Genomic DNA, 11,311 nt, shown 5'->3' with positions numbered 1-11,311 from the left:
CCTGACAAGGATGGATGTAATGTCTGAAATATGCGCTCCGTGCAGCCCTGAGTCTGACTAGGGAAATAAGTAGTTCTTAATGACTAATACAGCTTGCCTGTGGTTTATAGAACGAAATACAAAGTACCGAAAAGCCAGGAGAAGCCGTGTGCGGTGAAAGTCGCCAGCACGGTTTTGTATGGGAGTGTCGAGGAGCGATCCTCGGCTCGACCCCTAACTGACCTTTCCGAGGCGGTCTAGCGTGGGATGAAAAGGAACAAAATACAAATTACCGAAAAGCCAGGAGTAGCCGTGTGCGGTGAAAGTCGCAAGCACGGTTTTGAATGGGAGTGTCAGAGAGCGATCTCTGGCTCGACCCCTAACAATTACTGCATTAACTACTGCATTAAAGCATCCCGACTTACAAGAAAAAGTAAACATCGCCCGTGAGGTGGCTAACCCAAAGTTTACTCCAGCAGCGATCGCACAACAACTTCTAGCCCAACACCGCAGCCAGAAAGCACAGGTACAAGCGGAAGGGTAAATTTTAGAGAGAGTGATGCTTTCAATAATGTAGTCAAGGCGATTGCGTAAGCATACGCAACTGCGTAATCGCTGCTGGGAATTCAGTTCTGGTATTAAGAGAAGCGGGAACGGGTAAAGGTAATTTTGCCCTAGCTCTCCATAAAGAAATGTCAGGAGAATTTCAGTCTGCGATCGCTACTTACAAAGCTCAATCAAAAAATTCTTTATGGCGATCGCCTGGAAGTTAGATATTCCGACAACGGAAACCCAATATAACAAGAATGGTGACCCGACATCGACACCACTACTAGCACCATTGGCAAAATCTGGTTTGCGATTAGTACTTGGATTGAAAATAGATTCCCCCATCACTCCATTACTCATTGTCTGCTAGCTACTGTTGCGATCGCTATTGTCTCGATCAGTATCGGCTACTTTCTGGGAGATATCAAAACAGCCCTAAAGGATTCCCTAAAGGGTATATCCGTAGGTGTATCCTTTAGGACACCTTCGGAAGATGCGAAGCGAGTAGCTTTAGTATAAGCTTCGCGTCCGATCGCTCTGTCATTAGGTCATCTTCTCGCCTGTTTCTCCGATACCTTCACCAAACAAGGGGTACAGTTATTTTATCCTGAGCCTATCTGGGCAATCAGTGTAAGTAATCCAAGAAGAAGACTAAAAACTGGTGGAGAGTCGTGAATTATGGGTTTTAGCAATTGCGTAGCGGAGCCCTAAAGGACTAACTTCGTGTCGCCATGCCGCTCTTGCTTATCGCCCTACTAACATTGGGTATTCATTTAGCCAACGGTGGGGGCATCACTCAAAAAGTCTCTCAGAATCTAGGCTTGAGAGATGGCATCGTGCGAGTATATAACCAGAACGCAAGTATTAATAACGTTTATGCGAACATTACGGGTGTTTGGGCAAGCGATGCCTAACGGCTAGCTTCGCAATCGCACTTCTGCCGACGGTAAATATTTGATTATCGGCAATGAAGGTAATGAGTTTGTAGTTACTGATGGCAAAGGTGTTTATCAGACTGGCGAACAGATTATTACGAGTAAGGTAAGTACAGAAGTAGGGGAAGCTGCCAAGACTGAGATTAAGAGTATTAGTTTTGATGATGAAGAAGCGATCGCCCAAGAAGAACTACAACAGACTTATCCAGGCGCAGACATCTACATAAATGGAGAACTAACGGTAGACTTCCCTGAAGATGTGAAGATTCCCGTTGAACCGAATCAAATGGCTACGGCTGAGTTGGTTGGGAGTAGTTTGAAGTTGAATTATTGTGAGTTGGAGAGAGCGATCGCGCTTTTGAGAGAACAGTATGCAGTTGGGAATGTCGAGGTTAGGATTTTGCGGTCATGAATATTCAAGATGAATTTTCATAGTCTACTATAATTCTGATCAACAAGTTCGCAACACCAAAGAGTAAGAATAGGATTTTCAAATATGGCTTTAGATCAACTCGAAGCATTTTTAAAGAAAATGCAGTCTGAACCTGCACTTAAAAATGAGGTGCTTGCTTCATCAACAGCAGATGAAGTTGCACAAATAGCACTCTTGCTTGGTTTTGAATTTTCAGGTGATGAATTATTGAGAATGTCAGGTAAAAAAGTTGGCAGGGTTACTGTTCAAAAAAAGGATCTTCCTGGAGAGTACTGGGGGAATTGAGCGATTAGGCTTACGCCTAGCCTTCGGATCGCTCAATTCCCGAACTCAGATTACCCTTCGGGTACCCTAAAGGATATGCGGAGCGGTATGCTTTAGCACTAGCTTCGCGTCGCGCTTCGCGATCGCACCCAAAACCTCACCCAATAGACTATGACAGTAACAGAAGACCAATCTTGGTGAACTGTGATGAAAATATATAATCTATTGGGCTACCTCCTTTTAGCCGTTGCTGCTTATGCCTTTGTTAATGCCAATAATACCGATGTTATAGCTACTGCACCCGTACCCGTCACCGAAGAACTAAATCAATCAAACCCCAAATCGTCATACCATCACCCTAATTCTCAACCAACTATCAGACTTGAAAGTAGAAGAAGGACAGAGAATTAATGTCGGCGAGGTCATTAGCGATTTGCGAAGCATAGCCGAAGGCATCGCACCTCCGAAAAAACCAAACTATATGCGAAGCGGTATCCTTTAGGAGAAGCCAAAAAACAGCGATTAGCAGACTCCCTCGCCAAACCTAAATTACCCCTCAACGTACTAAAACCCGTTCCCGTACCTTAGTTCCAAACCGAACTAGTCACCCTCAAACAGGCTCAGTTTAATTTAGATGCGATCGTCAATTAGATAAATAACTTTGACCAGAAGTTCTACCACAAAGACCCCTGGCACGTTCAAGTATTTGAATCTGAGAAAGTGCAGAAATTAGCCGATTTAAAACGCCGAGAGTTAGAAGCTTCTTATTAATGTCGAGAAGGCGATCGCTTCCCTCAATGAAGCTAAACTCAACTACCAAAAGCAGCACTACGAACATTCATTGAAAGTATCGGACTATCAAACTCTGATGCAGCGTCAGCAAGAGCAGGTTAATTCACTACAGACCCAGTTGGATAAGGTTGATGGGGAATTAGAGCAGTTAACTAGCGTTTATTCTCCTTATCGGGGAAAGATAAGAAGAGTGAAGATACTCGGACAGAATGAGTGATCGATTACTGCTGAAGTTACTTTGGACATTCGGGGTGAGAAGTAGAGCGATTAGCCCTTCGGGCTACGCTTTATGCGGAGCGGTATGGTAAACCACTAGCTTCGCGTCCTCCTTTAGGGCGCGATCGCACCATAAAACTTATCGTTCATGTCAATAAATTATTAATTAAAATATAGCGGTTCTCAAAATGGTGAGATACAGTAACAGGAATGAGAAAACCAACCGTGAATGTCTTTACGAGAAACCTGACTATAAGCTTGGAAAATTGCTGAATCTAAATCTTTATAGTTTCTAGCACCAAGAGAACGCAAAATACTTTTGATTTTTGACCAGCAATTTTCGCGCTTGATTAAAATCAGGCGAGTATGGCGGTAAATAGATCAATTTAGCTCCAGCAGCGATAATAGCTTTCTCAATTTCCTTTCCTTTATGGATACTGTAATTATCCCAAACCACTACTGCACCCTTCCAAAGCTGAGGCACCAGTTTCTGGATGACAAAAGCTTCAAAGGTCAGTCCATCTATTGAACCAAGCAAATTTATTGATGCAATAATTCCTTTGAGGGCGATCGCTCCAATCATCGATACATTTTTGCCTCGTTGATGTGGTCGAGTCCCCCTATCCCTTTGTCCTTTTGCTGCGCGTGCATATAGCCTGATTAAAGCTAGATTGACCCCTGCTTCATCTAGAAAAACCAAGTCTTTGAGCGGAACATCCCGTATTTTTGCGCAAAAATCGACTCTTAGCCGTTGAACTCGCTCTGTTTCCTTCTCATTGGGATGAAGAGTTTTTTTTAACCGTCAATTTTAACTTCTGAGTCATTCTTCCCATAGTTGCACGAGAAATCTTAATTCTTCGCTGTCGAGCGAGCATTTGGCACAGTTCATCTAATGTAGCATCATTATTTTGTTCGATTAGATCTGTCAAAGTAACTAAATCATCAGCACTCAGCTTGAGCTTTACTCCTCCATTAAAGGGTTTTGGAGATATGTCTCCCGTAGTTCTATATTGTCTTAGCAATTTGTATATAAAACTTAGCGCGACATCAAATCTTTGAGCTAATTGACGCTGAGAAATTTCCTCTTTATTGTATACATCAATAATTTTCTGTCGTAAATCAAGTGAATACGCCTTCATTTTTTGCTACAACTTAATTTAGATTAGTGTATCTCACTTATTCGAGAACCGCTATATTAGTTTTCAGATGCTTTCTACTTCTTTTCTCTATTTGTGGAGCATAAATCATTATCCACCTGTAGATTGTAGTGTGGTCTACAGATAAGCCTCTTTCTATCATTATTTCTTCTAGATTTCTGTAACTGGGGGCATAGCAAAGATACCATCTCACACAAAGTAAAATAATCTCACCCTGGTAAATGTCTCCATTTAAATGGCTGTTTTGAGTTCATCCGCTTTAGTAGTAAATTAATATTTTATTATGCTATAAGCCTGTCTCAAGTTTTTGCAACAGAACCGGAATTATCCTATCTGGTGAAAGAAGCTTTCGTAGGTTGGCTCGTCACAGAGGGCTATCGCTCTTATCCTAAAAGACAAAGGTGTTTGGCTCATCTGATCCGTAAAGCAGTAGCGATTATAGGCGCAATTAATCAAAGAGCAGTACAGATAGGGCAATGGATTTTAGATGACTTAAGGCAGTTAATCATCACCATTGCCAACGCGGGTGAGAACCCTGCACAGATTCGTCAACTTAAGGCTCGTCTTAGAAGAGCCTGTCACTTAGGCAAAAAAGCCGACCATGCCAAGTTACAGACTTTAGCCAAAGAAATTTTCAATGATTGGGATGCTGTAGTGGCGTTTGTTCATCATCCTGAATTACCACCTACTAATAATGAAGCAGAGGCCGTCTCAGACAAGTTAATCCCTGGATATATATAGCTGAAGTTATCGGGTTAGCTCGAAAAGGATATTAATCCACCTTCATTTCCTGCTGCCAGCTTTTGATGCCCATCGCTTTTGAGGGGGGAGTGAACGGTTACGCTACGAAGTGATGAATATGATCCGTAAGGGACAGATTAAGAGTGTGGAAAAAGGGGATGTCATAGGACAGATCTCTTTTATCAATCAAATCTTCGGATTAGCTGCCTAAATCTCTTCTTGTTCTGGGATTTTTGCTGCTTTATCTCATTTTTTGCAACACAACCGTAAAACGTAATCAAAGCAAAGGATTTAAAGTTTTGCCTTGGCGATGGATATGGAGAGAACATTTGCGCTTGTTATTAAGATATCGTCGATTGACGATTGATTATGAAGTCTTGCCTGAAACTGCCAAAGCATTCATTTATGCAGCGATGATTCGGATTATGGTTTGTCGGTTAGCGTAGCTTTTTAGACTTTTCGTACATCCTCTCATACCATTCAATAAAGCTAAATATTGAAACATTTAATTTTTTGAGGATTAATTTGAAACTGAATCTTTGTTTGCTTACTTTTTGCAGTTATCTCTTGAGCTTCAATAACATAGTCATCTTCATTCAGTTGCTCTATGGTACGCCACAGAATTTTGTTGCTACGAGATTTATTACTACCTAAAAGATCTAAATTCTTAAACAAGCAATTTTTAGATATCAGCAAATACTGACCATCTTTTAATTTGTCCCATTTCATTCTGCTGGCAATATAAATCACCAACTTTGTTTTGTAATCCCGTTTGGCATTACCGCCAGGCTTTTCCCCAAGATCAATGCTTTTGGAAAATAGTACGTTGGCATTCTGCTTTGAGGCATTCTCAAAAAACTCTAGAGCAATAGTGTAGGCATCTGCTAATTCATAGGTATAGTCGGCAGCTTTGGACAAATCGAAATTGCGGGGTACTTTATCAATTTCATAATCGTGAATTCGCAAAATGCTTTTTACAGATACTTTTGCTCCAATCTGCTCTCCTTTTTGAAGAGCGCGCGCAAATATTAGTTCTGTCCGGTGTAATGCTACTAAATCTTGGTTGAGTTGCGCTCGCACACGAGCAGCAAATCCCCCATCCTTGGTTCTCTTGTATCCTAAAATATCGAGAAGATCGTTAGAACGAAATGAGACTAATGAACCATTACTCTGAATAGCTGCTTCTCTATATAGATAAAGAATAATGCTGACTTGCCTTGGATTCAAAAAAGTAAGTAGAGCTAGAAACAAACGTCTAATTCGACAGTCTTTGATGTTTTCTAAAGATTTATTAATTCCAACATCACTGCATACGCTTAAATCCAAATTATTGTATTGAGCTTCTAATTCCTTCCATTCCGCCTGAGAAAGCTTGTCCAATGACACACGACGAGTAACAGCTAATTCTCTTTCATCTTCAGAGTCAGCATTTACAAGCATCTCAAGATAATAATTGCCTTTGTCTTTTCTCAAAATTGGTAACTGCACTTCAGGATTTCTAATAGAAGCAGAAGCTCGTGGCATGACCATCAAAAGCTGACCATCTACAGGAAAAAAATCTTTGATATGTTCAATCACAATACTAATATCGTAGACTATTTATCTTTCATAAGGATAGTTACTTTGGATTCATATGGTTTGGTTTTGAGAGCATTAGTCGATAAACTTTACACAACTTTACTTTTACCTGTGAAGCTCGCGTACAATTTTACCTGTGAAGCTCGCGTATTTTTTTTTAGCTTTTAAAATTAAAAATCCTTTGTTATTAACATTTACGTCAATTTTACCTGTGAAGCTCGCGTACAATTTCACCTGTGAAGCTCGCGTATTAGTAAAAATATACTATTGAATTAGTATTTTTGCCGATGTTAAGCTGCGAGGGAAATTAATCAATATGACTGGAGAAGAAAAGAAAATATAACGATCCCACGTGTTTGATCGATATGCCCGACAACTTTGATTATAGTTTTTTGAGTACATACGTAAAAGTGAGCCTAGACTCCATGCGGTAAAGCACAAATCTAAGCCCTTAAGTGTCATTTCCCCCGCCAGGGAAATAGATACATCAATATTTACATATCTATTAAATATACTATGTCAATTTTGGAAATTTGACATAGATACATAAGTGTCAATTTTTTCTATTTGACATTTAACTGCTTTGCTGTGCTTAACTAAACATGGATATAGGCTTCAATTATTATTTGGAATCTACATTCGATGACGCAACAATTCATTTCAGACCATAAAGAACAATTACCCAATCAATTAACATCTGCCGAATATCAAGAACTTAGACATCAAAGTGGGATTCACCCTAACTTGGTCGAGCTTAACTTTTTTCACTTAGAAGGAAACGATGCATTAGACCGACTGTTCATTTCCGATAAACTTAAAAGAATCAACACTGGTGCAGTTAGCGTAAGCATTCTCAAACGCTATCGTCATATTGAAGCAGGAGGTTGGTGGGTTTCGGGAGTAGATGTCTTAAACAATTATTTAGACGATCTCTGGGGGCAATTTAAACCTACAAATCCTAGACTATCGGCAGATAAAGGAAAAATAATTAAATATGAAGGTCTTCCTAAACACCCGACAGGGATAATTGCCCTTAAAGTTTCTAGGCTTTTATGGCACACTATAGCTCGCCTAAACAATATCAAGCTATTTCTATCTCCCCTAGCTCTCCGAGTTAGAGATCGCACCTCCCCTATATCTTTTTGGTCATGGGTCGTAAATAATCTTGAAGTTCCCTTAATTATTACCGAGGGAGCTAAAAAAGCTGCTGCTTTAATTAGTGCAGGTTATGCAGCGATCGCCTTACCTGGTGTCTTTAATGGCTACCGCCAACCCAAAGATGAATTTGGGCGTAAAACTGGACTAGCTAAACTCATCCCCCAACTTCAAGTATTTGCTACACCAGGACGTAAAATCTATTTTGCCTTTGATAAAGATAATAAAGCTAGTACCGTGAATAATGTAAATTGTGCGCTCGCCAAAACGGGAAAATTGTTTGGCTTAGCTGGAGTTGATGTTAAAGTAATTCGTTGGCCTGAATCAGCTAAAGGAGTTGACGATTTAATTGTTCAATACGGCGCGGAAGCATTTCATCAAGCTTATAGTAAAGCACTATCTTTAGAAACTTGGTTAGTCCGCTTCTCAATTCAGTTGACTTACAAAGCCAATATTCGAGTCAATAGACGCTATTTAGGTTCGTTGGCAGATAGAAAAAGGCAAGAAGATAAAAGACAAAATTGTAATATATCTATTCCTCATTGCCCAGAAACCCCTACACCCGATCTCCTAAACATCCCTGACACAGCTAAACTTGTCTGTCTTAAATCCCCGAAAGGCAGTGGCAAAACCTATTTACTCGAACAGATAGTAGAGGGGGCCATCAAAGAAGGTAAATGGATACTCCTATTAACTCACCGCATTCAACTCGGAGAAGCACTTTGTCAAAGAGTCGGATTGCCTTATCTGACGGAAATAAAAACTGTCGAATACGGAACTGTTCTCGGTTACGGACTATGTATTGATTCCTTGCATCCCAGCTCAGGAGCAAGATTTAACGCTGATAACTGGGACGATGGGATAGTAATCATCGATGAAGCAGAACAGGTAATTTGGCATATGCTTAATTCAGCTACTTGTACATCAGAAAGGGTTGAGATTTTAGCCCAGTTTAAAACCCTAATTCAAAACAATCTTTCAGGCGACGGTCAAGTATATCTAGCCGATGCTGACTTATCTGATGTTGCTATTGACTACATTCGAGGACTGGCAGGATTTCACGTCGAACCCTTTGTCGTAGTAAACGACTGGCAACCGCCTATTGAACAACGTTGGACAATACATAATTACGAAGACAAGAATTCTGCTCGTTTAGTCAGAGATTTGGTAAATCATATTAAAATTGGAGGCAGACCGTTTATCAGTTGTTCGGCTCAAAAACTGAAATCTAAGTGGGGTACACAAAATCTAGAATCATATTTCCTAGAGAAATTCCCCGAAAAAAAAATTCTCCGCATCGATTCAGAAACAGTGGCAGATCCATCTCATCCTGCCTATGGGTGTATTGCTCATCTTAATGAAATCTTGCCGAACTACGATATGGCGATCGCCTCTCCTTCGATTGAAACAGGAGTTAGTATTGAATGCGAGAGACTAGATAAATCTTATTCTGAAGTTCCCATTGCCTTTCAATTATTACTAAAGGGCATAGGTTCTAGTTTGGCAAAAATCAAGCACGTTCCTCATTTTGATTCAGTTTGGGCGATCGCTCAGGGAGTTCAAACGGCTGATTCCATTCGTCAGGCATTGGCCCGCGTTCGTGGTTTAGTACCTCGCTATCTTTGGGCTGCTAGACGTGGTTTTCACAAATGCATGGTGGGCAATGGAGCTACTGTCAAAAAAGCTTTAATTGCCAGCACTAAAAACAAAGCCAGCAAGAATATTAGATATTTACAGCAGAGTGATGCTTCTTTGTCCGACCTAGATTTAGATACCAACTTTCAACCTGAATCCCTAAACACCTGGGCTAAAAGAGGCTGCTATATCAACCTCACCATGCAGAACTATCGCTCATCTATTGTTGAAGGTTTAATTGCTGAGGGACATTTTGTAACCGCTCCGGACCAACCTCAAACAAAAGAATTTAATCTGACAGACGAAGTAGAGTCACAATTAAAACAGGTAGCTAAAACTAAGTATCAAGCAGAATGTACCCAAGTAGCTAATGCGCCTATACCGACTGATTCAGAGTATCAGAAACTAAAAGATAAACGAGCTAAAACTAAAGAAGAAAGATGGATCGAACGTAAAGGCAACTTAGTCAGGCGTTATGGCAGCGATATATCCATTACCTCTGAATTAGTCCAGAAAGATGATGAGGGTTGGTACGGTAAAATACTTTCTCACTATTACCTAACCGTCGGTAGACCATACTTGATTGAACGAGACTCAAGACAGTTAAGGGCGATCGCTCTTTATAATCAGAATCGTTTATGGCTGCCAGATTTCAATCGTAGTTTATTGTCAACATCACTGCGACTGTTAGAAACCTTGATTATCGATTTACTCAAACCTGGAGTTCAGTATAGAGGTAGCAATCCCAATCTTCGGTTGATTGCTGAGTTAGCTCATGCTAATCAAAGAGAACTCAAAACGTTTTTGGGTCTGGCTATAGCAGAATCAGACACCCCAATTAAAATTGCTCAAAAATTACTAAGTTTACTGGGATTAAAACTTACCTATGTTGGTCGTCTAGGTTCAAGAGGAAAACGAGAGAGAGTTTATGTATTTGAACTCTGTAATGATGGCAGAGCGGAAATCTTTACGAATTGGTTGCAAAGAGATGATGCCTTCACACAAGCTGAATCGGTAAGCAATGGTGACACTTATAATTTATCTACCGTGTCCACTATAGGGAAAGATAATAATTTATCTCCAGATATGGACATCAAAACTGAAAGAAAAGCCAAAAATATCATTCAACCTGGGACAATAGTTGAATGGTTAAAAACTAAGGAAACATCGATTGTACAAGCCACCACGGGAATAGTTGCCAAAATCAAAGATACCCAGGGCAAAGAAGCCTTAGTCAACTGCCAAGACCTTTCCTGCGTAATACCAAGTCAATGCACCCAGTATCGAACCTACCGTTCCTGCCAAAACGACCAAAGGCAAAGTTAATTTACCTTGTTGAACCGTAAATCCTGCCAATGGCATAATTACTTCAGAACTGGTTGCGGGTTTTATCCCTTGGGTGAATTTGTCTGTAATTCTATATCTATCAGGAATTTCAGCAATCTAAGTTAAAGTGGCTCAAGTCATTTTAATTGGAGAAGCGGCAGAAAATAGAATGCCTCAATCCCGATCGGGGAAATGGATTCCAACCCATTTGACCATGGAACAGTTTGAACAATTTGTCTTGCCCCACCTATATCTTGGTAGTCGTGGGCCTCAACCAAAACTCTCTTTGCATACAATTTTCAACTACATTTTGAAGTTGTTATATCTTGGTACTGTAGCAAAGATGTTGAATTAATCAAATATCTCTGCCAAACTCATACTTATTAATATACAAACCAATCACTAGATCTTGCATCTGAGTAAGCTTAGAAAAGCAGATTGTTTTTCTGTGTAATCTTTTAATTCTATTCCTCAAAGTCAGATGCTTTCTCTCAACAGCGCGATTACACATGGCGAACTAAATTCGCCGTGTCTCGCGCTCAATCTTTTGC

12 protein-coding genes and 4 pseudogenes are annotated in these 11,311 nt (G+C 40.3%); 11 read left to right on the top strand and 5 right to left on the bottom strand.

Annotation, left to right across the window (positions count from 1 at the left end):
* The first annotated feature begins 298 nt into the window (after positions 1 to 298).
* Positions 299 to 523, top strand: a complete 225-nt coding sequence (locus tag V6C71_12120; GenBank protein ID HEY9769218.1) for a hypothetical protein — start codon at positions 299 to 301, stop codon at positions 521 to 523.
* Positions 524 to 699: 176 nt separating this feature from the next.
* On the opposite strand, the gene V6C71_12115 is transcribed toward V6C71_12120, so the two are convergent.
* Positions 700 to 888, bottom strand: a complete 189-nt coding sequence (locus V6C71_12115; GenBank protein ID HEY9769217.1) for a hypothetical protein — start codon at positions 886 to 888, stop codon at positions 700 to 702.
* A 371-nt stretch (positions 889 to 1,259) separates the two neighbouring features.
* Here V6C71_12115 and V6C71_12110 point away from each other — a divergent pair, with 371 nt between their 5' ends.
* The 4 genes from V6C71_12110 (at position 1,260) to V6C71_12095 (ending at position 2,571) form a co-directional block, all read left to right on the top strand.
* On the top strand, positions 1,260 to 1,442 hold the full coding sequence (locus tag V6C71_12110) for a hypothetical protein (protein ID HEY9769216.1): 183 nt from the start codon (positions 1,260 to 1,262) through the stop codon (positions 1,440 to 1,442).
* 40 nt (positions 1,443 to 1,482) lie between these two features.
* Positions 1,483 to 1,875, top strand: coding sequence for a hypothetical protein (locus V6C71_12105; GenBank protein HEY9769215.1), 393 nt, complete (start codon positions 1,483 to 1,485; stop codon positions 1,873 to 1,875).
* 84 nt (positions 1,876 to 1,959) lie between these two features.
* Positions 1,960 to 2,181, top strand: a complete 222-nt coding sequence (locus V6C71_12100; GenBank protein ID HEY9769214.1) for a Nif11-like leader peptide family natural product precursor — start codon at positions 1,960 to 1,962, stop codon at positions 2,179 to 2,181.
* Between the two features lie 186 nt (positions 2,182 to 2,367).
* Positions 2,368 to 2,571 carry a hypothetical protein gene (locus V6C71_12095; GenBank protein ID HEY9769213.1) on the top strand — a complete coding sequence of 68 codons (204 nt, stop codon included), beginning with the start codon at positions 2,368 to 2,370 and terminating at the stop codon, positions 2,569 to 2,571.
* A gap of 232 nt (positions 2,572 to 2,803) precedes the next feature.
* Here the strand turns inward: V6C71_12095 and V6C71_12090 are convergent, their stop codons facing one another.
* On the bottom strand, positions 2,804 to 2,998 hold the full coding sequence (locus V6C71_12090; protein HEY9769212.1) for a hypothetical protein: 195 nt from the start codon (positions 2,996 to 2,998) through the stop codon (positions 2,804 to 2,806).
* Between the two features lie 3 nt (positions 2,999 to 3,001).
* On the opposite strand from V6C71_12090, the gene V6C71_12085 reads away from it, so the two are divergent.
* On the top strand, positions 3,002 to 3,169 hold the full coding sequence (locus tag V6C71_12085; GenBank protein ID HEY9769211.1) for a hypothetical protein: 168 nt from the start codon (positions 3,002 to 3,004) through the stop codon (positions 3,167 to 3,169).
* Between the two features lie 182 nt (positions 3,170 to 3,351).
* On the opposite strand, the pseudogene V6C71_12080 reads toward V6C71_12085, so the two are convergent.
* Positions 3,352 to 4,307, bottom strand: a pseudogene (locus V6C71_12080) (IS630 family transposase).
* 55 nt (positions 4,308 to 4,362) lie between these two features.
* Positions 4,363 to 4,579: pseudogene (locus V6C71_12075) on the bottom strand (IS6 family transposase).
* 82 nt (positions 4,580 to 4,661) lie between these two features.
* On the opposite strand from V6C71_12075, the gene V6C71_12070 reads away from it, so the two are divergent.
* The 3 genes and pseudogenes from V6C71_12070 to V6C71_12060 all read left to right on the top strand — a co-directional run bounded on the left by V6C71_12070 (position 4,662) and on the right by V6C71_12060 (position 5,512).
* Positions 4,662 to 5,066: a transposase gene (locus V6C71_12070; GenBank protein ID HEY9769210.1), complete on the top strand. Its 405-nt coding sequence runs from the start codon at positions 4,662 to 4,664 to the stop codon at positions 5,064 to 5,066.
* A gap of 97 nt (positions 5,067 to 5,163) precedes the next feature.
* Positions 5,164 to 5,277, top strand: a pseudogene (locus V6C71_12065) (IS6 family transposase).
* A gap of 136 nt (positions 5,278 to 5,413) precedes the next feature.
* A pseudogene (locus V6C71_12060) lies at positions 5,414 to 5,512 on the top strand (IS5/IS1182 family transposase).
* Positions 5,513 to 5,555: 43 nt separating this feature from the next.
* On the opposite strand, the gene V6C71_12055 reads toward V6C71_12060, so the two are convergent.
* Positions 5,556 to 6,644, bottom strand: coding sequence for a hypothetical protein (locus V6C71_12055; protein HEY9769209.1), 1,089 nt, complete (start codon positions 6,642 to 6,644; stop codon positions 5,556 to 5,558).
* 642 nt (positions 6,645 to 7,286) lie between these two features.
* Here V6C71_12055 and V6C71_12050 point away from each other — a divergent pair.
* Both V6C71_12050 and V6C71_12045 read left to right on the top strand, forming a co-directional pair.
* Complete coding sequence (locus tag V6C71_12050; protein HEY9769208.1) at positions 7,287 to 10,760, top strand: plasmid replication protein, CyRepA1 family; 3,474 nt, start codon at positions 7,287 to 7,289, stop codon at positions 10,758 to 10,760.
* A gap of 127 nt (positions 10,761 to 10,887) precedes the next feature.
* Positions 10,888 to 11,115: a hypothetical protein gene (locus tag V6C71_12045; GenBank protein ID HEY9769207.1), complete on the top strand. Its 228-nt coding sequence runs from the start codon at positions 10,888 to 10,890 to the stop codon at positions 11,113 to 11,115.
* Positions 11,116 to 11,311 lie beyond the last annotated feature (196 nt).

This window comes from Coleofasciculaceae cyanobacterium, from assembly GCA_036703275.1.
Taxonomy (GTDB): domain Bacteria; phylum Cyanobacteriota; class Cyanobacteriia; order Cyanobacteriales; family Xenococcaceae; genus Waterburya.
The sequence above is the reverse complement of the archived record's forward strand: the minus strand, read 5'-3'. Positions and strand labels throughout refer to the sequence as shown.

Excerpts from the sequence above, each read along its gene's own strand:
- V6C71_12115 (HEY9769217.1), bottom strand. The coding sequence starts at position 888 with ATGAGTAATGGAGTGATGGGGGAATCTATTTTCAATCCAAGTACTAAT.
- V6C71_12110 (HEY9769216.1), top strand. The coding sequence starts at position 1,260 with ATGCCGCTCTTGCTTATCGCCCTACTAACATTGGGTATTCATTTAGCC.
- V6C71_12100 (HEY9769214.1), top strand. The coding sequence starts at position 1,960 with ATGGCTTTAGATCAACTCGAAGCATTTTTAAAGAAAATGCAGTCTGAA.
- V6C71_12095 (HEY9769213.1), top strand. The coding sequence starts at position 2,368 with ATGAAAATATATAATCTATTGGGCTACCTCCTTTTAGCCGTTGCTGCT.
- V6C71_12090 (HEY9769212.1), bottom strand. The coding sequence starts at position 2,998 with ATGTTCGTAGTGCTGCTTTTGGTAGTTGAGTTTAGCTTCATTGAGGGA.
- V6C71_12050 (HEY9769208.1), top strand. The coding sequence starts at position 7,287 with ATGACGCAACAATTCATTTCAGACCATAAAGAACAATTACCCAATCAA.